The sequence below is a fragment of the Paraburkholderia sediminicola genome, assembly GCF_902859805.1.
Taxonomy (GTDB): domain Bacteria; phylum Pseudomonadota; class Gammaproteobacteria; order Burkholderiales; family Burkholderiaceae; genus Paraburkholderia; species Paraburkholderia sediminicola.
The window spans coordinates 75,831-97,018 of the sequence record NZ_CADIKC010000019.1 but is presented as its reverse complement, the minus strand read 5'-3'; the positions used below and the strand labels follow the sequence as shown (position 1 = coordinate 97,018).

Here is a 21,188-nt window from a genome sequence, read left to right as displayed (position 1 = left end):
AAATTACATGATGGCGAAACCGAAATGAGGCAGAATTCGAAGACGAATGCCGGTTTGTGACGCGGCCGGTGACATCCAAAACAGGTTTCCGATCTTGAGGCAAGCGATGAGCACCCAGCAACCGACGATCATCTACACCCTGACCGATGAGGCCCCGCTGCTAGCCACCAGCGCCTTCCTGCCCGTCGTCCGAACATTCACCGCGGCGGCCGGTATCGACGTCACCACCAGCGACATCTCCCTCGCGGGCCGCATCCTGGGCGAATTCCCCGAATTTCTGACCGAGGCGCAACGGGTGCCCGACAGCCTGTCCGAACTCGGCCGCCTCACCCTTCTGCCCGACACCAATATCATCAAGCTGCCCAACATCAGCGCCTCAGTCCATCAGCTGGTCGGCGCGATCAAGGAGCTGCAGGCCAAGGGCTACGCGGTGCCGGATTTCCCTGAAGAGCCGAAAACCGACGTTGAGAAGGCCATCCGCCAACGCTATTCCAGGTGCCTGGGCAGCGCTGTGAATCCCGTACTGCGCGAGGGCAACTCGGACCGCCGCGCGCCCGCCGCCGTAAAAAACTATGCCCGCAAGAACCCGCACAGCATGGGCGAGTGGAGCATGGCTTCGCGCACCCACGTGGCCCACATGAAGCACGGCGACTTCTACCATGGCGAAAAGTCCATGACGGTAGACCACGCTCGCGACGTGAAGATGGAATTGCTGACACAAAGCGGTAAAGCCATTGTGCTCAAGCCCAAGGTCTCGCTGCTGGACGGCGAGATTATCGACAGCATGTTCATGAGCAAGAAGGCGCTGTGCGACTTCTATGAAGAGCAGATGGAAGACGCCCGCAAGACCGGCGTCATGCTGTCGCTGCACGTCAAGGCCACGATGATGAAGGTTTCGCACCCCATCGTCTTCGGCCACGCGGTGAAGATTTTCTACAAGGAAGCCTTCGAGAAGCACGGCAAGCTGTTCGACGAACTAGGTGTGAACGTCAATAACGGCCTCGTCAACCTGTATGACAAGCTGGAAAGCCTGCCCAGCTCGAAGCGCGAAGAAATCATCCGCGATATGCACGCCTGCCACGAGCATCGCCCCGAACTGGCCATGGTGGACTCGGCCAAGGGCATCTCCAACCTGCACGCGCCTAACGACGTGATCGTGGACGCCTCGATGCCGGCCATGATCCGCATCGGCGGCAAGATGTGGGGCGCCGACGGCCGTCCGAAGGACACCAAGGCCGTGATCCCGGAGAGCACGTTCGCCCGCATCTACCAGGAGATCATCAACTTCTGCAAAACCAACGGCAACTTCGACCCCGTCACGATGGGCACGGTCCCCAATGTCGGGTTGATGGCCCAGCAGGCCGAGGAATACGGCTCGCACGACAAGACCTTTGAAGTCCCGGAAGCGGGCGAAGCGCGCATCGTCGACCTCGCCACCGGCGAAGTGCTGCTCACGCAGAACGTTGAAGAAGGCGACATCTGGCGCATGTGCCAGGTCAAGGACGCGCCGATCCGCGACTGGGTCAAGCTGGCCGTCACGCGCGCCCACAACTCCGGCATGCCGGCCATCTTCTGGCTGGACCCGTACCGCCCGCACGAAGCCGAGGTGATCAAGAAGGTCGAGGCCTACCTCAAGGACCACGACACCACGGGCCTGGACATCCAGATCATGTCGCAGGTGCGCGCCATGCGTTACACGCTGGAGCGCGTCATTCGCGGCCTCGATACCATCTCGGTCACGGGCAACATCCTGCGCGACTACCTCACCGACCTGTTCCCTATCATGGAGCTGGGCACGAGCGCCAAAATGCTATCCATCGTTCCCCTGATGGCAGGCGGCGGCATGTACGAAACCGGTGCCGGCGGCTCGGCGCCGAAGCATGTCAAGCAACTCGTGGAAGAAAACCATCTACGCTGGGATTCGCTGGGTGAATTCCTGGCACTCGCCGTGTCGCTGGAAGAATTGGGCATCAAGACCGACAACGACAAGGCAAGAATTCTGGCTAAAACGCTGGATGCCGCCACGGGCAAGCTGCTGGACAACAACAAAAACCCGTCGCCCAAGACCGGTCAGTTGGACAACCGCGGCAGCCAGTTTTATCTCGCCCTGTACTGGGCTCAGGAACTGGCGGCGCAGACCGAAAACGCCGCGCTCGCCGCACAGTTTGCCCCGCTGGCCAAAAAATTGACTGACAACGAGCAGGTCATCGTTGACGAATTGTCAGCCGTGCAAGGCAACCCGGCAGACATCGGCGGCTATTACCGGCCTGACGCCGACATGCTGGCCGACGTAATGCGTCCGAGCAAGACGCTGAACGCCGCACTGGCGGCAACGCGGGCTTAAGAGGGTCCGGTCGCCCTGTCAATCAGGGCGACCGTGCGGATGGATGCGCCGGTAACCCGCCGGACTATTTTCGACCGATCAACAAACCGATCAGCACGCCGACACCCAGGGCCACACCGGCCGTCGTCCACGGACGGTCATGCGCATAGTCGTTGGCAGCCCGAGCAGACTTGCGCCCCTTCTCGATGACGATGACCTGCGCATCGGCCGCCTTCTGTTTCGCGCGCTTAAGACGCGCGCGCACCTTGCCGGACACCGGCTCCACGTCCACGCTGGAAGCGTGTGCGACGTCTTCCGACGAGCCATTGATGTCGCTCACTGCGCTACCGAAATTTGACATACTGCCTCCCTGCAAGCGTGGTTAAGAACATCTTTACGCATCCCTCATCAGCGCGAGCGCTAATGAGGCGTTATATCGGTCCATCAACTTTGACTTTGACTCTGGCTTTGACCCTGGACCGGTAAAACGCTGAGTTCGACTGTCAGCGTCTCCGCGCCCTGCCCGGTGCGAATACCGGATACGGGCATCGCGTCACGATAGTCGAGGCCGGTGGCGATGCGCACATAGCGCTCGTCCGGACAGTTATTGTTGGCCGCATCGAAGCCGACCCAGCCGAGTCCGTCGAGATACGCCTCCGCCCATGCGTGGCTCGCCGTCTGCATCGCGACACCGTCCATTAACAGATAGCCCGAGACGTAGCGAGCCGGAATGCGGAGCGCGCGCGCCACGGCGATAAAAGCGTGCGCGTGGTCCTGACAGACCCCGTGGTGGTTGAGCAAAGCCGTCTCTGCATCCGTGCTCACGTCGGTCATGCCGGGTTGATAAGCAATCCGGTCGTGGATCGTATTCATCAACGCATGCAGCGACTGGAGTGGCTCGTCTTCGGAGCGCAGGTCAGCGGCAAGCGCTTTGATTCCTTCGCCGGCCCGCGTGAGCGGCGTCTCCCGCTCGAAGACCCAAGGCGGAGCAAGGCCATCGACCACGCCGAAGATCCCGGCCCGGTCCTCCGTGTCGACCGTTCCCTGCGCCACGATGACGATCTCGCGCTTGTTGCGCTCGTGCCGCACGAAGTCGACACGGTTACCCAGGCCGTCCACGTAAGAGACGTTCGGCTCGACACCGTCGACCGTGACCTGCCAGTCGATCACCGTCTGCCCGGGGCACGACTGCGGACGCAACCTCAAACGTTGCAACGCGTAAGGAACCGGCTGCTCGTACTGATAGTGCGATGTATGGCGAATAGCGATACGCATGGCCGGTCTCAATCGAAGTTGTAGGTTTCGGCGATTTCAAAACCAAGCCGGTTGTTCTGCCCGATGAAGCCCTCGAGAAACTCGTGCAGGCCCTGCGCGAAGATCCGCTTGACCGTGTTGTCCCGGAGCGTGGCGAGCGTAATGTCGGCGGTCTTGTGGCAGGCATGGGTGACGCCATAGTCTTGCGCCAGATACGCGAGGTTCTCGACGATGTTCAGGTAGCAGAAGTTCAGCGAGCGCGGCATACGGCCGTTGAGGATCAGATAGTCGGCGATATTGGTCGGCTTGTACTGGACGTCGTAGACCCAGCGGTAGGATCGATGCGCGTCGACCGAGCGCAGGATCGATTCCCACTGGTAGTTGTCGAGCGTCGTGCCCACATAGGACACCGCGGGCAGCAACAGGTGGTATTTGACGTCGAGAATGCGCGCGGTGTTATCAGCGCGTTCGATAAACGTGCCGATGCGGGCGAAATCGAAAATCTCGTTTCTGAGCATCGTGCCGTGGAAGGTGCCGCGAATCAGCGCGGTCTGGCGCTTGATCTGATCGAGCACGACCGGCAGTTCGCTCGCCGCCACCGGCGTTGCGAGCACCCGCCTGACCACCATCCACGCCTCGTTCACGCTCTCCCACGCCTCGCGGGTGAGCGCCGTGCGCACCATGCGGGCGTTCGAGCGCGCCGCTTCGATGCATGACAGAACGCTCGACGGATTGTGGCCGTCGCGCAGCAGATAGTCGGAAACGGTGGCGGCGGTATAGGCGTCGTGTTTCTCCCGGAAACCCTCTTCCGTGCCGGAGGTCACCACCACGGACGACCAGGTTGCCTGCGCATCGGACGTTCGGGTCAGCGCCATACGCAGCCCGGCGTCGACTATCCGTGCGATGTTTTCCGCGCGTTCGATATAGCGGTGCATCCAGTAGAGTCCGCTTGCTGTGCGTCCGAGAAGCATGTGCTGTCCAACTCCAGTGTCTGTTCTTTTCCGTATGCCAGCTCTGTATCAGGCTGGCGTTCTGTGAGGCTCGCCACCGGCCTTCAGTCGGCCCTCAGTCGGCAAGCACCCAGGTGTCCTTGGTGCCGCCGCCCTGGCTCGAATTGACCACCAGCGAGCCTTCTTTCAAGGCGACGCGCGTCAGCCCGCCCGGCGTGATGCGAATGCGGTCCGACACCAGCACAAAGGGCCGCAGATCCACGTGGCGCGGCGCGAGACCCTTTTCGGTCAGGATCGGTGTGGTCGACAGCGCCAGCGTGGGTTGCGCGATGTAGTTGTTCGGACGGGTTCTGAGCTTGGCTGCGAAATCTTCCCGTTCTTTCTTCGACGCAGCGGGCCCGACCAGCATGCCGTAACCGCCCGACCCGTGGACTTCCTTCACCACCAGTTCCTCGAGATGTTCCAGCACGTATTTCAGGCTGCCCGGCTCGGAACAGCGCCAGGTCGGCACGTTCTCCAGGATCGACTTGCGGCCCGTGTAGAACTCGACGATTTCCGGCATATAGGAATAGATCGCCTTGTCGTCGGCGATGCCGGTGCCCGGCGCATTGGCGATCGTGATGTTGCCCGCGCGGTAGACGTCCATGATGCCGGCGACGCCCAGCACAGAATCGGGCCGGAAAGTCAGCGGATCGAGATAGGCGTCATCGAGCCGGCGATACAGAACGTCGATGGCGCGGAACCCTTCGGTTGTGCGCATTGCCACGCGGCCATCCACGACCTGGAGATCGCTGCCCTCGACCAGATGAACCCCCATCTGGTCGGCGAGGAACGCATGCTCGTAGTACGCGGAGTTGTGGATGCCGGGCGTCAGCACCGCGATGGTCGGATTGTCCTGGTTGCCGCCGGGCGGACACACCGCGGCAAGCGACTCGCGCAGCAGTTGGGGATAGGCTTCGACCGGCCGCACCTTGACCTGCTGAAACAGCTCCGGGAAAAGCTGCATCATCGTCTCGCGGTTCTCCAGCATGTAGGAGACGCCGGAAGGTGTACGCGCATTGTCTTCCAGCACGTAGAACTGGTTTTCGGCGGTGCGCACAATGTCCACGCCGATGATGTGCGTGTAGACATTGCCCGGCGGCCGGAAGCCGATCATCTCCGGCAGAAAGGCCTCGTTCTGGGCAATCAGTTCCTTCGGGATACGCCCGGCGCGCACGATCTCCTGACGGTGATAGATATCGTCGAGAAAGGCGTTGAGGGCGATCACGCGCTGTTCGATGCCTTGCGAAAGGCGCGTCCATTCCGAACTGGAAATGATGCGCGGGATGATGTCGAACGGAATCAGACGCTCGGCCGCCTCTTCTTCACCGTACACGGCAAACGTAATGCCCGTTTTGCGGAACACGCTTTCCGCGTCATCCGCTTTCTGCGCGAGATTCGCAGGATGCTGCGTATCGAGCCATTGCTTGAGCAGTTCATAAGGCGCGCGGACCCCGTCAGCAGACGTCAGCATCTCATCGAATGGCTTCACTTCGGTTCTCCGTCGTTAATGCTGTAGTTGTTGCTGCTGTTGCTGATATTACTGGTGTTGTCGATGCAATAGGGAGGAGTTGCGCGCCGCATCAGCCCGCATCAGTCCGCATTAACCCGCGTTGTCCTCGAGCACGCTCTGAGTCAGGGTGACCGACGGAATCGTCGGCTTCATCATCGCATGCGCGCGGCGGCGCACCCCGTACCAGCCGGCGACCAGGATCAGGGCCACGACCGGAATCGCGGCAACGGTCCACGTGCCGTTCGGATAGTCGAATGCCATCAGTACCAGCACCCCCACGAGAAACGCCAGCGTCAGCCACGACGTCACCGGCGCGCCGGGCATTCTGAACGTCACCGGTTCAGCCTCACCACGGGCCACCGCCTGACGGAACTTCATCTGGCAAACCACGATGAATCCCCAGGTGCTGAGGATGCCGAGCGACGCCACGTTGAGCACGATTTCAAATACGCTCGACGGCACGAAATAGTTCAGCACCACACCCACGATGTAGATCGCGACCGTGACCAGAATGCCGGCGTACGGGACCGACTGCGAGCTCATGCGGGACAGGAAATGCGGCGCGGACCCACCCATCGACAGTGCACGCAATACGCGCCCGGTCGAATACAGCCCCGAGTTCAGGCTCGATAGCGCTGCCGACAGCACCACGACATTCATGACCGAGCCGACGCCCGGCACGCCCAGTGCAGCGAAGAACGTGACAAACGGGCTCTGCCCCGCCTTGTAGGCACTCCACGGCAACAGGCAGACCAGCAATACCACGGCGCCCACATAGAACACGGCGATGCGCCAGATCACGCTGTTGATGGCGCGCGGCAGCACCTTGCGCGCATCCTTGCATTCGCCCGCAGCCGTGCCGACCAGCTCGACGCCGGCGAACGCGAACACGACGCCCTGCACGAGCACCAGCGCAGGCAGCAAACCATGCGGGAACAGGCCGCCGTTCTCGCTGATCAGATGCACCCCCGTGGTGTGCCCGCCGACATGCGTCCCGGTACCCAGAATGATCGAGCCGATCACGAGGAACAGCGAGATCGCCGCAACCTTGATGAGCGCGAACCAGAACTCCATTTCGGCAAACCATTTCACGCCGATCAGGTTCATCGCCGCGACGATGCACAGCGCAATCAGTGCGAATATCCATTGCGGCACGGACGAGAACGCCGCCCAGTAATGCATGTACAGCGCGACGGCCGTGATGTCGACGATGCCGGTCATCGCCCAGTTCAGGAAGTACATCCAGCCGGCGACATACGAAGCTTTTTCCCCGAGGAATTCCCGGGCGTACGACACAAAGCTGCCGCTGCTCGGCCGATGCATCACCAGCTCACCCAGCGCGCGCAGGATCAGAAACGAGAAGACGCCACAGACCAGATAGACAACGGCAAGCGAAGGACCCGCTATTTGCAGGCGCGCGCCCGCGCCGAGAAAGAGGCCAGTGCCGATCGCCCCGCCAATGGCAATCATCTGAACCTGACGATTACCCAACGTCTTGTGATATCCCGCTTCGTGCGACTCCAGCCAGCTTTTCTTATCTACGTCGCCAGGGGATGCCGGGGAATTCTGGTTGTGCAGTGTGGACATAATCAGTTCGATCCTTTTAATGCGGGCACTTGACTTCGCAATCCCGGGGACATATACGGAAGGATGTATGCGCGGTGGCGCATCGATTAATCTACAAATCAACAACTGACATTTAAGAACGGTCGTTCGTTTTTAGCGCCGGATCAAGGGCAGTTTGTATTGGGTCATCGAGGGCAGGCAGACAAAAGGTATGTAGCCCAATTTATGGGGGCAACGCTCATGCATATTTCGACTAACACCTATCGAAAAAAAACATCGGTATTCTTGCAATGAGGAACGGTAGGCTAGCGTTGCCGTGTCGCACAGACATGGTTGTCGATTGACCCAACACAAGTGATCAATATGGAAGCAAAGTGGTTGGAAGACTTTCTTAGCCTTTCGGATACGAAGAGTTTCTCCCGGTCGGCGCGCAGCCGGCATCTCACCCAATCAGCTTTCAGTAGACGGATCGTGGCGCTCGAAACGTGGATGGGCACGAAGCTCGTCGATCGCAGCGTCAACCCGATCACTCTCACACCCGCCGGCCGGATGTTTCGCAGTCTCGCGGCGGACATCCTGCGCAGCATGCATGCGGCACGCAACCTGGTAGGCGGGTATGAACAGTTCGCGGAAAACGACCATGTGGTTCATTTCGCGGTTGCCCATACACTGGTCTTTACGCTTTTTCCCGACTGGCTCAAGCGCCTGACCAGCGAGTTCGGCCATATCATGGCCCGCGTCCAGGCCGTCAACGTGCCCGAGGGTGTGCAACACCTCGTGGCAGGCGACTGCGACCTGCTAATCGGCTATCACCACCCGCAATTGCCGATCGCACTCGATCCCAATCACTTTCCGTTCCTTACACTCGGTGTCGAGCGCATTGTGCCGGTCTCGGCAGCAGGCAGTGACGGCAAGCCTCTCTTCGAACTCCCTGGCAAGAGCAGCAGACCGCTGCCCCTGCTCGCCTATTCATCCGGCGCATTCCTTGGCAACGTTGTCGAAATGCTGTTGATGAACGCGACGGAGCCGTACTCGCTGTTCCGCTGCTTTGAGACCCACATGTCGGAGGCGTTAAAAGGCATGGTTGTAGCCGGCCACGGAATCGGCTGGCTTCCGGAAAGCTGTATAACCAAGGAATTAAGCGAAGGAAATCTGGTTCGCGCAGGCTCGGACATCTGGGCAACCGAGCTGGAGATACGCCTGTACCGCCCGGTCAAGGAGCGCGGCCAGGCGGCCGAACAGCTTTGGGCCTTCATCAGCTCCCAGCTGATCGAGCCGCGGGTGGATCAGTTACCGGATATCCTGACCGCGGCGTGAGGCCAGTCGGCGCGCAGCTATAGAGCGAGCTTGGCCAATTCACCATAAGCGCGATGTAGCCACACCTTGACGCGTTGCCGCTCGAGCATACCCATGCCGGTGGCGGCGCGGTCATGATGATTGATGGCCGCCCAAAAGCTTGCGCTTTGCCGATCGATCTTCTGCATCGTCGCGTCGGGCAGCCGGCGCAGCCTGATCACGCTCGCGCCGAGCGCTTCGGCACGCGCGAGTTCACCGGATGCCTCCAGGATCTCGAAGCGGTCACCGCGAAGTTCGTTCAATACGATCACCAGCTTGATTCGTCCACCAAACTGGTCGAGCCACTGCCGCAGCAGATCGACCGAATCGCGGCCTGCGTCCATGACGTGCCACCAGGTCAGCGTTAGACCATGCTCTTCGGCAAGACCGACGACGTCCGCGTCGTCCAGCCATTGTCCGAGTGACTGCTGCGTTTGCGCGGCAAGGTCGACCAGAACACGCCGCTGCGGATCTTCGAGTGCCTGTTCAATAATGGGATCCAGGCTGTCGTGCTGATCGAGTACTGCAGGAGCCGCAAAATCGGCATAGAAGCGTAACAACGCGCCATGTGATTTGTCGGTGTCGAAGCCGACGAACTGAATATTCTCGTCGATAAAGTACTGGGCCAAAACGCGGGCGACCAGCGATTTGCCGACGCCGCCTTTCTCGCCGCCAATAAAGTGGATGAAGCTCATCTGTGCAGATCCTTTGTCATGAAGCCGGCTGGGTCGAAAGCAGAAAGTACCAGATTTAGAAGGCGGAATTGCGACTTAGTCTACAGGGACAAATATTCGACAATAGTTAAGCCGGTCGACAATTTTTCTAAAGGCAGGATACCTTATCGAGTGATCTGTTACGGGGTCGCGCCGCCAAGCCCGTTCAATGCCGGATCAAGGACCACAACAGCAGCGCCAGCAACAGCACCACGATCATCTGCCAGAACAGCACAGGATCGCTCTCGAGCAAAGGCTTGCGCCGGATCGGCGCCATCGCGTCCCGACCGCTCGAAAAACGTTCGAGATCGGCGCAGACTTCGAGCACGTCCTGATACCTGCGCGCCGGATCGGGTTGCAGCGTTTTCTCCAGCACCAGGTCGAGCCATAGCGGCGCGTCCGGCCGGTACTGATAGAGCGGCACACGACCATTGAAGCCGTAGGGCAGCTTGCCGCCGCTGAACAGCCGGTACAGGGTCACGCCAAACGCGAACACCTCGGAGCGCGCATCACCCTGTGCGCCCTTCATCAACTCAGGCGCCATATAAGCGGGTGAGCCCGGTGCGGCGTCGGGACCCGGCAACTGCATGCCGGGCATATAACCGAAGCCGAGATCGAGCAGGCGCGTGCTATCGCCCCACATCACCAGCACGTTCTCGGGTTTGATATCGCGATGGAAGATATTGCGGCGATTCAGCACGTCGATCGAATGGCCTAGCTGTTGCGCGATCTTGAGCGCACGCGGCAGCGCCATGGGCTGAGGCGCCGCCAGCAGTTTCTCGAGCGTGACGCCTGAGCCGAGCGGCATCACCACATAGAGCCGGGTTTGCCGGTCGGCATCGATCGGCATCGGCGCGAGCACGCCATCGTCGCTGATCTTGCCGGCCAGCCAGCGCTCGCGCACGATCGACTGCCGCACGTTCTCGTCCTGCTCGACACGCGGCTTGGGAAACTTGAGCGCCAGCGGCGTGTTTGGATCGGCCAGATCGTAGCCCGCGAAAATCCGCGAATAGAAGCCGTCGCTCAATACGCTCTTGAGCAGATATCCGTCGACCACTTCGCCTGCATCGGGCACCGCCGGAATAGGCAAGGTGCCGACCACCCGCTCAAGGTAGCCGACATCGAGCAAAGGCAGGCCGCCCACGTCGAGCACCGCGCTCGTCACGTCGTCCTGCGAGCCGCGCGTCATCGCCAGCGCGTTGAGACGGCGCGCTGTTTCGAGCGCACCGCCGCGCGCCGCCAGTACCGTCTGCAGCTCGCGCATCGGCACGCGACGATAGAGCCCGTCGGAGCACATCAGCAGGCGGTCGCCCTCGTGCAGCTCAAGCGTTTCGATGCGCGTCACCAGCGTCGGAAGCATGCCGACCGCGTGCGCGACATACGAACCGAAAGCGACCGGCACCACGTCGTCGTCGCCGAGCTGGGTCAGTTGGCCATCGCGCAGTAGATAGAGCCGTACATCGCCGGCCGCGACCAGATACGCGGTAGCGCGGCGCACGATCAACGCCGCAAAGGAGGCAGCCATCTGCTTCAGTGCGGGGTCGACGCGGCCGATCTGATGCAGCCAGCCGTGGATTGCCTCGAGCGCGCGCGCAGCGGCCACGCCGGGCTGCAAGGTGTCGGCGAGTCCGTAATAGGCATCGATAAAGGTCCGCACCGAGAGTTCGGCCGCGACCCGTCCGCCCTTGCTGCCGCTCACGCCATCCGCAAGGGCGATCACGCTGCCACGCGCGGCGCGCTCGGCCAGATCGCCGAGCATCACGCCGACGTAGTCTTCATTGATGTGATCCTGCCCGCGGGCGCGGGCAGGGAAAGAAACACAACCGATCTCGAGCGCGGCACACTCGCCGCGCTCCGGTTTCAACTGCAGGTCGATTTCCTGGCCGCCCATTGCGCGACCGCTAGCGGGCCTTCCCTCTGGATCGTCTGGCACCTGGCTGGTGCTCGGTGCGGGCAAGCTATCCTGTGAGAAGGGTTCACTCATTTACTTTTTGCCGTGGGTCATCACGTCGCTGGTTTCCAGATCGTGTTCGATTTTCTCGAGCACTTGCGGCGAGCGCTTCTTGAGCATCAACAGCCAGACTGCGCCAACCAGCATATACGCAACGAACAGATACGGCAGGATGTTATACGGATAATCGGGCACCGGATACACGCTGCCGATCACCGCGCCGACCATCGCCAGTGCGCCGAGCACGCCCCACACGACGTTGCTCGTCTTCAGCTCGCCCTGCTTCTTCAGATAAACCGGCGCTGCGATGGCGACCAGGAAATACACGACCAGGAAGCCAAAGGTCGCAAACGTACTGGTATAGCCGAAGGTGTTGAGCGGTCCCGTGCCGAGCATCGCGATGCACACCACAAAAGTCACGATGGAGGAAAACGCAACGGCGATGTACGGTGTCTGGTGCGTGCGATGCACCATGCCCATCGAGCGGTGCACGAACTGATAGCGGCCCATCGAATACAGCAGACGGCTGGACGAGTTGATGCACGCAAGCACGCACGAGAACGCGCTGACCGAAGCAATCAGATAGAACACCGGACCGAGCGGCGAGGCGCCGACGCTCGTGAGCAAGGTGTTGAGCACGGCCGAATCGCCGCCGAGCTTGGCTGCATCGTCGTGGTAGGCGATCGTCATCGAATAGGCCACAAACATGAAGAACAGGCCCGACAGGATCACGCACCAGACCACCGCACGCGGAATGACGCGCAGCGGGTTCCTCGTTTCCTGGCCGAGCGAAGCCGCGCTCTCGAAACCGACGTACGAGAAGATGCCGAGCACCATGCCCTGTGCCATGCCCTTACCGCTCACGCCCTGCAGCCCCAGTTGCGTATGGTCGATGATATGGTCCGGATGCAGTGCGAGCACATAGATCAGCACACCGCCCACGATCACAACCGACGCGGCTTCGATTGCCAGCGACAGGCGCGAGGAGAGCTTCACGTCACGTGCCGAGAAAAACCAGGCGAGCCCGACAAAGACCGTGTAGACCGCCCACGAGGGGACATTGATCCCCCAGGCCGTAAAAGCGTTCTGCACGAACACGACGCCAGCGGCGCCAACCCCCATTGCCGTGCCCACGTAAGCCGCAATCAAACCCCAGCCGGCGATGCCACCCGCCATCGGTCCAAGCGCGCGCGAGATATAGATGAAGAACGAACCCGCCGATGCGATCCGGCTCGAGAGCGCGATGATGCTCATGCTCACCAGCAGCAGCCCAAGCGTTGAAAGACCATAAATCAACCAGGTCCCAGCACCGGCCAGCGCCGCGATCGCAGTCACGTTGATCGACGGCGTGAAAGTTGGCGAAAGATTCGCGATGGATTGGCCGATGACCTCGGGAAAACCTAAGGTACCGGAACGCAGGCCACCCGATGATGCCGGCGCTGCTTGTGTGGTGCTTTGCGGAGTGCTCATATTGGGCTCCTGATAGAGGGGTGAATCAAGGTTGAATGCACTCAACTTTTCCACAGTCAAAAAACTCAAAACAACTCAATTCATTTAGTCCATCCGGGAATCCACGACGTACCCGCGAGCGGAATGCGCGCCATCGCCGCGGCTTCCACAGTCAGCGCGACGAGATCCTCGGGCTCCAGGTGATGGACGTTCTGCTTGCCGCACGCACGCGCGATCGTCGTCAGTTCCATGTTCAGTGTCTTCAGGTAGTTGCGCACGCGGCGTGAACCTTCGTCCGGCTGAACGCGTTGTTCGAGCACGGCGTCCTGGGTGGTCACGCCGACGGGACACTTCCCCGTATGGCAGTGATGGCAGAAACCCGGCGACGTGTTCAGCGCCGCGTAGTCCGCCGCAGCCGAATGCAATGCACCGTTCTGGAAGTACGTGTCGCTGTTGCAGCCGAGCGCCATCAACATGCCCTGCCCGATGGCCACTGCGTCCGCGCCGAGCGCCAATGCCTTCGCCACGTCAGCGCCGGTGCGGATGCCGCCCGAGACGATCAGTTGTACCTGGCCTTTCATGTTCAGATCTTCGAGCGCGTCCACCGCCTGGCGAACCGCCGCCAGCGTCGGAATGCCGACGTTCTCGATGAAACAGGTTTGCGTCGCGGCCGTGCCGCCCTGCATCCCGTCGATCACCACCACGTCCGCGCCCGCATGCACCGCGAGCTTGACGTCGTTGAACGTGCGCGTTGCGCCGACCTTCACGTAGATGGGTTTTTCCCAATCGGTGATTTCGCGCAGTTCCTGAATCTTGATCGCCAGATCGTCCGGACCGGTCCAGTCCGGGTGACGGCTCGCCGAGCGCTGATCGACGCCGGCCGGCAAGGTGCGCATCGAGGCGACGCGTGGATTGACCTTCTGCCCGAGCAGCATGCCGCCGCCGCCCGGCTTCGCGCCCTGGCCAATCACGATTTCGATCGCATCGGCGCGGCGCACGTCGTCCGGGTTGAAGCCGTAGCGCGACGGCAGGCACTGATAAACCAGCGTCTTCGACGAGCGGCGCTCTTCCTGCGTCATGCCGCCGTCGCCGGTGGTGGTCGAGGTGCCCATCGCGGTCGCAGCCTGGCCGAGCGCTTCCTTCACGTTCGCCGAAAGCGCGCCGAAGCTCATGCCGGCAATCGTGATCGGAATGTCGAGCACCACCGGCTTCGTGGCGAAGCGTGTGCCGAGCACGGTCTGCGTCGCGCATTTCTCGCGATACCCTTCGAGCGGATAGCGCGACAGCGAGGCACCGAGAAACAGCAGATCGTCGAAATGCGGCACATGGCGTTTCGCGCCCAGACCGCGAATTTCGTAGAGGCCGCGCTGTGCGGCGGCGTGGATATAGTCGATCGTCTTGCGGTCGTAAGCTTGCGACTCTTCCTGCTGCAAGCGGACGAATTGAACGGGTTTGGCTTCCATGAGGGCCTTCTTCGAGAGCGTATGTTCAATATTCCTGGTTCGCGTCCGCGTTCCAGTGATAGAGCGTGCGAGCGGAGGCGATCCGTTTGAATGACGCCGGGTCGTGATCCATGCCGGCAGCGGTGAGCAGTGCGCGCACCGCGTCGATATCGGCTTGCGTCATCGGCTCGTACTGTGCGTCCGCGCCGAGCGATTTCACTTCGCCGCGCACGTACAGCACCGCTTCGTAAAGCGAGTCGCCGAGCGCATCGCCCGCATCGCCGCAGATCACCATGCGGCCCGCTTGCGCCATGAACGCCGAGAAGCTGCCTACCGAGCCACCCACCACGATGTCGCCACCTTTGAGCGAAATACCGCAGCGCAGACCCGCATCGCCGTCGATCACAAGCAGGCCGCCGTGCGCGGAAGCGCCCGCGCCGTTCGACGCGAAACCCTTCACGTGCACCTTGCCGCTCATCATGTTTTCCGCGACGCCGGTGCCCGCGCTGCCTTCGATCTCGATGGTTGCGTGCTTGTTCATGCCGCCCGCGTAATAGCCGGCGTGACCGGCAATCGTCACTCGCACCGGCGCATCCACACCGACTGCAAGGTTATGCGCGCCGTTCGGCGCGACGACCGCCACCGTCTGGCCCTCCAGTTCGCTCGCCGGTTTGTGCAGGAACTGGTTCAGCTCACGGACCGTCGCGCGCTCCAGATCGAAAGTCAGGCTTTCCATACATACATCTCCTCAGGTGCCGGTTCGAAGACTCGGGCGTTCTTGATATCGGGCAGATGCGCAAGCGAACGGAACTCGGAAGCGATCGCAACGTAGTCGTCGTTTTCCGCGACCACCGCCGGCTTGCACGCGAACGGATCGCGAATCAGCGCGAGTTCGGTCGAGGTGCCCATCAGGAACGTGTAGAAGCCGTCGAGTTCTTCGAAACCCTTCTGCAAGGCGACCGGCAACGTGTCGCCTTCGCGCAGCCGCCATTCGAGAAAGCGGCAGGCGGCTTCGGTGTCGTTGTCGGTATCGAAGTGGATGCCCTGCGGTTCGAGCTTGCGGCGCACGCCGTGCGCGTTCGACAGCGAGCCGTTGTGAACGAGGCAGAAGTCGTCGCCAGCCGTAAACGGATGCGCGCGATCGGGCGTTACCGCCGATTCGGTCGCCATGCGTGTGTGGCCGACCAGATGCGAGCCTTTCAGATTCGCAAAGTCATAACGCTCGGCGACTTGCGAAGGCGAGCCGATGTCTTTGTACAGATCGATCGAGCGGCCGCTCGATAGCAGATACAGCTTCGGATAGCGTTCGCGCAGCCACGTCTTCACGCGCTCGACATTGCCCTGCACTGTCAGCACGCCATGATTGCCTTTCGAGTCGATCCGCGCGGTGACGTCCATCGCCCCGTTCAGTGCTTCCACCAGCGGCTGCCACGCGAAATCCGCGCCTTCTTCAGTGAAGCCCGCGTAAATGCTCAGCTTGCGCTGGCTCACATCGACCTGTTTGCCGAACACCGCGAGGCCCGCCGAATCCGGTCCGCGCTCGGTCATGCCGATCAGCATCGGCACCATCAATTCGCCGAGCCGTTCGCGCAATGCCGGCGTCTTGACCAGCAAGCCCACAATTCCGCACATGGTGCTTCTCCTTAGAAGAATTCGAGGTAAGTCTTCAGTTCCCAGTCCGACACGTGGCGCATGTATTCGAGCCACTCCATCCGTTTGAGCTTGAGGAATTCATCGGCAACCGGGCCGAGCGCGTCGCAGATCACGTGGTCGCTTTCCAGCGCGTCGAGCGCCTGCTCGAGGTTTTGCGGGAGCACGCCGATTCCGTGTTCGGAGAGTTTCGCGGGCGACCACTCGTAGAGATTCTCGTTAGCCGGTTCGCCTGGTGAAAGACCGCGATCGATACCGTCCAGCCCCGCGGCAATCACCGCCGCCGTCGCGAGATACGGATTGCATGAGCCATCCGGCAAACGCAGTTCGATGCGCTCGCCTGGCATGCGCACCATCGTCGAACGGTTGTTGTCGCCGTAGCTGATGTAGGCCGGCGCCCACGTTGCGCCCGTCAGCGAGCGGCCAACCACGAGGCGCTTGTACGAGTTCACGGTTGGATTGCACAGCGCGGACAGTGCCGGTGCGTGCGCGAGCAAACCCGCGGTGAATTGATAGCCGAGCGTGGACAGGCCCATGCCGAGCGTGTCGCTCTTGTCGGAGAACAGGTTGCGTTCACCGTCGCCGATCGACATATGCATGTGCATGCCATTGCCGGGACGGTTCGCGAACGGCTTCGGCATGAACGAGCAGATCATGCCGAGTTCATTGGCGATCTCGGAGGCGGCCATTTTGAAGAACACGTAGTGATCGCACGACGTCAGGCAATCGGTATACGTGTAGTTGATTTCGAACTGCCCGTTCGCATCTTCGTGATCGATCTGATAGACGTCGATGCCGACCGCGCGCATCGATTCGGTGAGCTTTTCCAGGAAGACGCGTGTACGCGAGAGTCCCTTGTAGTCATAACACGGCTTGGCGAGCGTATCGCTCGGATCGCATGGCTCCAGCGTGCCGGACGCCGAACGGCGCAGTAGTGAGAATTCCGGCTCCAGACCGGTGAAGAGCGTCCAGTTGCGCTCCGTCATCCGTGCGACCTGTTTCTTCAAGGTCACGCGCGAATCGTATTGCCATGCTTCGCCATTCACGTGACCGTCGCAGACGATCCGCGCCAGGCCCGGCTGCCACGGCACCGGCGTGAGCGTCGCCAGATCGCCGACGGCCATATAGTCGGGGCCGTTCGGCTCGATACCGACGCCCCAGATCGCAAACCCCGCGAAACCGGCACCCGCCGTCAGCACACTCTTCAGATGACTGACCGGCACCGATTTCGCCTTGGCCACGCCGTGAATATCGACAAACTGCGCCAGCACGTACTTCACACCCTGCTGCGTCAGATACGCCTGCGCCTCTTCCGCCGAGCCGAAACGGGGCACGCATCCGAGCTCGTTGAACGGCAGCTTGCTCGCATCGTTCAGGTTCATCGCCACTCCTTGCAACTGCATCTTTCGTCGTTTGGAAAAGTCACACGCAGCGCGTGTGACCGGGTTGCGCAACATGCTCCCGAACGCCGGTTGTGGCGCGCTTCGAGCGTGTTTTCAATCGGCCGGGTACTTTATTGGTGAGAAACAAAGATTCTCTTTGTGAAACTCTTTGCACGTAGCTCCGCGCTGCAATCTGCTACGCTTTCGTTTTACGTGAGGCTTACATGCAGATCGGTGAAGACAATAAAACGCCGCTTGAACGCTACCTCGGCAACACCATTCGCGAATTACGCCAGCGCCACGGCCTGACCATTGCTCAGGTTTCCGCTCAGGCCGGCATCAGCCGCGGCATGCTCTCGAAGATCGAAAACGCTCAGACGTCCGCAGGTCTCGAGGTCCTCAACCGCATCGCCCAGGCGCTCGGCGTTTCGCTCTCCATGCTGTTTCGCAATTTCGACGTGCCGCAAGGCGGTGCACAACTCGTCAAAAAAGGCGGCGGCATGGAAGTGGTTCGCAAGGGCACCAAAAGCGGCCACACCTATCACCTGCTTGCCTATGACCAGGGTCCGCGTAAGCTTTTCGAGCCCTTCCTGATCACGATGGAAGACGAAGCCGAACGCTTTCCCGTGTTCCAGCATCCGGGCACCGAATTCATTCACATGCTCAAGGGCGTGATCGAATACCGCCACGGTCAGCAAACCTACATTCTTCATCCTGGCGACACGCTCACTTTCCAGGGCGAGATACCGCACGGTCCGGAACGCCTGATCAAGACGCCCATTCAATTCCTGTCGATCTTCGTGTATCCGCAATCGAGTGCAGCTGACTGATCGCTCGCTGCGGCCGCCTCAGTCGATGCCGCTATCAATGCAACGTTTGTGCCATGTTTATCCAAGTGAATCAAAGATTCCCACCAATAAACGATTTGGGCACCATGCATCGCTCCTGATTTCGACGCTGAAAGGTTCATCAGCCTGACTGCGGTGCACATCGTCGCTGTGACTGGTGCGACTTTGCACAAAAACGAGGTGTGCGGTTAAGCAGCGTTAAAAGCAACGCTTATACAAACTCGCGCCATCGCGCCTGAATCAGCGCAATGCATCGTCCGGCAGATCGGGCAGCGCCCGCGCGAGCGACGGTTGAATCGCGTTGTCCAGCACGCCGCGCGTCAGCATGACGATGTCACTGGCGAACTGTTCCCACTCGCCCTGGCGATGCAGCAGGAAAAAATCGCGCCGCCCGAGGCGGCTCGGCGGCAACGGCATCACTGCGATGTCGTCCAGACAGTGCCGCGCCTGCCACAGACATAAGGGCGTCGATATCGCGAATCCCACGCGCGCGGCCACCAGACTCAGCAGCGGATCGGTCGCGTCGAACTCATAACGCCGCGGACTGTTAATGCCCAGATGCCGTGCGAAGCGCTCAATCTGCTGGCCGATCACCGAACGCGCCGTATAGCGGATCAACGGCAGTTCGAGCGCAAGCGTGCGCCAGTCGATATTGCGGCGTCCGTTCAATTGGCTGCGCGCAACCACCACCACAAATGCCTCGGAAAACAGCGGCACTTCCACGATCCGTGCGTCGCTCAGCGTGGTCTGCGTGCAGATCGCGATATCCAGTTCGCGGTCGTGCAACTGTTTGCTCAGGCCCGGCGTGAGACCAGACCACATCGAAATCTGCCGCTCTGAATTCGACACCGCGCGAATCAATTCAGGCCCAACGGTAGCCGCGAACGAATCGACGCAACCCAGGCGCACCGGCATCTTGCCGGCCTGAGAGGCATCGCCGATCCGGGCGCTCACCATCTGCGCGTGTTCGATCAACGGCCCCGCCAACTCCAGCAACGCGCGCCCCGCTACGTTCGGGCGTGGCGGACGGCTCTCGCGGTCGAACAGCGTCAGGCTCTGATCTCGCTCCAGCGCTGCAATCGACTGGCTGATGGCGCTCTGGCTCACGCCGAGCTGCTTCGCCGCGCCTGTCATCGAGCCGCTCTCGCAGACAGCGACAAAAGCCTGCAACGCGCGCAGATCGATTGGGGCTGGGGTTCGTCTCATGAAATGCTCCGCTCGCGTGGGTGACGTGCCGGTCATCCTGTGCGGTGCACGCAGCGATGTGTCGAGGTTCGCAGGGTTGGTGCGCAGGATGAGAAATTGCATTGGCTCGCCATAAGTTTGCCTAATACAAAATTAACGCAGCCAACGTTTTTCTAGAATTCGCCTCATTGCCATCCAGAGGTTCACATGAGCCACTACGATTTCATCGTGATCGGCGCTGGCGTTATCGGCACATCGGTCGCCCATCATCTCGCCGCATTGGGCGCACAAAGCGTGCTGGTTATCGAACAGGGCACGATCGGCGCGGGCACCACGTCGCAGTCGTCCGGCCTCTTGCGCACGCACTATTCGGTGCGCCAGAACGTGGAACTCGCGCGCGCTTCCTGGTGGGCATTCAATAATTTCGCTGACTATCTCGGCGACGACGAAGCGTCCTGCGGTCTCGTCAAATGCGGCTATCTGATCTGCGCGCCCGACGGCGACAAGCTGGAACCGCTGCGCGCCTCGCTCGCCGCGCAGCAGGATATGGGCATCGAAGTGCAACTGATCGGCAAGGATGAGGCGCACGAGCGCCTGCCGATCGCGCACTTCGACGACGCCGCGCTGATCGGCTACGAACCGGAGGCGGGTTTCGCGGATGCCTATCTGGTGGCGACCGGCTTCGCCCGCTCGGCGCGCCGGCGCGGTGTCAAGATCATGGAAGGCGTGACAGTTACGGGCATCGTTCGCGAAGGACGCCGGATCGCCGGCGTCACAACCAGCGCGGGCAACTTCAGTTGCGGCACGCTAATCAGCACACAGAACATCTGGACGCCGGAACTCGCCGGCTGGATCGGTGTGCCGCTGCCGGTCAAGCCGGAGCGTCACACGGTGCTCGCACTCGAATGCGACAACGCGGCGTATTCGTTCAAGATGCCCGCGTTCAAGGACCTGGGTTCGGACGGCATGCTCTATTACCGCAGCTATGGCGGCAGTCAGATGCTGGTGTCGGAAGGTGTGGTCGGCGAAACGTTGAACTCGCCGGAAACCGAACAGGGCGATATCTCGCTCGACTATGTCGCCGAAGTCGGCGCGCAGGTCGCGGAACGCTTCCCGGCTTATGAGGCCGCGGGGCTGGCTTCGTCATGGACCGGTGTGTACGACGTGACGCCAGACTGGAATCCGGTGTTGGGCAAGGTCGGCGATATCGAGGGTCTCGTTGTCGGCTTTGGCTTTTCCGGGCACGGCTTCAAACTGTCGCCGGGCATCGGCAAAATCCTCGCGCAGCATGCGCTCGGTCTGCCCACGGATGTTTCTCTCGCACCCTACGCGCTCGACCGCTTCGCCAGCGGTGCGCTGCTGGTGGGCAAATACGGTTCGGGCGCCGTCTCCTGACTCCGGATCTCGTTCTCTGAATCGCTGACCATCGGATTCGGGCAGCGCATCGCGTCGTACATACGTCTCGTCGTCTCGCCACGAGCAATCAGCTAATCGCGCAACGCGATTCCAGCGCCGAAAGAACACTTATACCGTCTCCCTTCCGATCTGCACTCAGGCCACCAACCTGACGTGCAAGCGCCTGCTTTCC

General features: G+C 61.2%; 17 protein-coding genes. 4 read left to right on the top strand and 13 right to left on the bottom strand.

Annotated features, from left to right (window positions below; all coding sequences use genetic code 11):
* The first annotated feature begins 106 nt into the window (after positions 1 to 106).
* The gene (locus tag R8871_RS36625) at positions 107 to 2,344 is read left to right on the top strand and encodes an NADP-dependent isocitrate dehydrogenase (RefSeq protein ID WP_175054782.1); all 2,238 of its coding nucleotides are present in this window, start codon (positions 107 to 109) and stop codon (positions 2,342 to 2,344) included.
* A gap of 64 nt (positions 2,345 to 2,408) precedes the next feature.
* Here R8871_RS36625 and R8871_RS36620 read toward each other — a convergent pair whose 3' ends face one another.
* From R8871_RS36620 to ansP, 5 genes are all read right to left on the bottom strand, one after another.
* Positions 2,409 to 2,684, bottom strand: a complete 276-nt coding sequence (locus tag R8871_RS36620) for a DUF883 family protein (RefSeq protein WP_175054781.1) — start codon at positions 2,682 to 2,684, stop codon at positions 2,409 to 2,411.
* A gap of 83 nt (positions 2,685 to 2,767) precedes the next feature.
* A complete protein-coding gene (locus R8871_RS36615) occupies positions 2,768 to 3,598 on the bottom strand; it encodes a transglutaminase family protein (protein ID WP_175054780.1) in 831 nt (276 codons plus the stop codon).
* A gap of 8 nt (positions 3,599 to 3,606) precedes the next feature.
* Positions 3,607 to 4,548: an alpha-E domain-containing protein gene (locus tag R8871_RS36610; RefSeq protein ID WP_175054779.1), complete on the bottom strand. Its 942-nt coding sequence runs from the start codon at positions 4,546 to 4,548 to the stop codon at positions 3,607 to 3,609.
* A 94-nt stretch (positions 4,549 to 4,642) separates the two neighbouring features.
* Entirely contained in the window at positions 4,643 to 6,058 is a 1,416-nt protein-coding gene (locus R8871_RS36605; RefSeq protein WP_175054778.1) for a circularly permuted type 2 ATP-grasp protein, read from the bottom strand.
* Between the two features lie 111 nt (positions 6,059 to 6,169).
* On the bottom strand, positions 6,170 to 7,666 hold the full coding sequence (ansP, locus tag R8871_RS36600; RefSeq protein ID WP_093635339.1) for an L-asparagine permease: 1,497 nt from the start codon (positions 7,664 to 7,666) through the stop codon (positions 6,170 to 6,172).
* A gap of 342 nt (positions 7,667 to 8,008) precedes the next feature.
* Between ansP and R8871_RS36595 the strand changes: the two genes are divergently transcribed.
* A complete protein-coding gene (locus R8871_RS36595; RefSeq protein ID WP_175054777.1) occupies positions 8,009 to 8,962 on the top strand; it encodes a LysR substrate-binding domain-containing protein in 954 nt (317 codons plus the stop codon).
* A gap of 17 nt (positions 8,963 to 8,979) precedes the next feature.
* Here R8871_RS36595 and R8871_RS36590 read toward each other — a convergent pair whose 3' ends face one another.
* From R8871_RS36590 to glnT, 7 genes are all read right to left on the bottom strand, one after another.
* A complete protein-coding gene (locus R8871_RS36590; RefSeq protein ID WP_175054776.1) occupies positions 8,980 to 9,675 on the bottom strand; it encodes a P-loop NTPase family protein in 696 nt (231 codons plus the stop codon).
* A gap of 184 nt (positions 9,676 to 9,859) precedes the next feature.
* Positions 9,860 to 11,677, bottom strand: coding sequence for a bifunctional protein-serine/threonine kinase/phosphatase (locus R8871_RS36585; protein ID WP_175054775.1), 1,818 nt, complete (start codon positions 11,675 to 11,677; stop codon positions 9,860 to 9,862).
* Positions 11,678 to 13,114, bottom strand: a complete 1,437-nt coding sequence (locus R8871_RS36580; RefSeq protein WP_175054774.1) for an APC family permease — start codon at positions 13,112 to 13,114, stop codon at positions 11,678 to 11,680.
* A gap of 80 nt (positions 13,115 to 13,194) precedes the next feature.
* A complete protein-coding gene (locus R8871_RS36575; RefSeq protein ID WP_175054773.1) occupies positions 13,195 to 14,556 on the bottom strand; it encodes an FMN-binding glutamate synthase family protein in 1,362 nt (453 codons plus the stop codon).
* A gap of 25 nt (positions 14,557 to 14,581) precedes the next feature.
* Positions 14,582 to 15,271, bottom strand: coding sequence for a GltB/FmdC/FwdC-like GXGXG domain-containing protein (locus tag R8871_RS36570; RefSeq protein WP_175054772.1), 690 nt, complete (start codon positions 15,269 to 15,271; stop codon positions 14,582 to 14,584).
* Complete coding sequence (locus R8871_RS36565) at positions 15,259 to 16,167, bottom strand: class II glutamine amidotransferase (protein ID WP_175054771.1); 909 nt, start codon at positions 16,165 to 16,167, stop codon at positions 15,259 to 15,261. Before R8871_RS36565 ends, R8871_RS36570 begins: the two co-directional genes overlap by 13 nt.
* Before the next feature lie 11 nt (positions 16,168 to 16,178).
* Positions 16,179 to 17,567, bottom strand: coding sequence for a type III glutamate--ammonia ligase (glnT, locus tag R8871_RS36560; protein ID WP_175054770.1), 1,389 nt, complete (start codon positions 17,565 to 17,567; stop codon positions 16,179 to 16,181).
* Positions 17,568 to 17,791: 224 nt separating this feature from the next.
* Here glnT and R8871_RS36555 point away from each other — a divergent pair, with 224 nt between their 5' ends.
* A complete protein-coding gene (locus R8871_RS36555) occupies positions 17,792 to 18,397 on the top strand; it encodes a helix-turn-helix domain-containing protein (protein ID WP_097394443.1) in 606 nt (201 codons plus the stop codon).
* Between the two features lie 258 nt (positions 18,398 to 18,655).
* Here R8871_RS36555 and R8871_RS36550 read toward each other — a convergent pair whose 3' ends face one another.
* Positions 18,656 to 19,621 carry a LysR family transcriptional regulator gene (locus tag R8871_RS36550; protein ID WP_175054769.1) on the bottom strand — a complete coding sequence of 322 codons (966 nt, stop codon included), beginning with the start codon at positions 19,619 to 19,621 and terminating at the stop codon, positions 18,656 to 18,658.
* A gap of 186 nt (positions 19,622 to 19,807) precedes the next feature.
* Here R8871_RS36550 and R8871_RS36545 point away from each other — a divergent pair, with 186 nt between their 5' ends.
* On the top strand, positions 19,808 to 20,995 hold the full coding sequence (locus R8871_RS36545; RefSeq protein ID WP_175054768.1) for an NAD(P)/FAD-dependent oxidoreductase: 1,188 nt from the start codon (positions 19,808 to 19,810) through the stop codon (positions 20,993 to 20,995).
* The last annotated feature ends 193 nt before the right edge of the window (positions 20,996 to 21,188 follow it).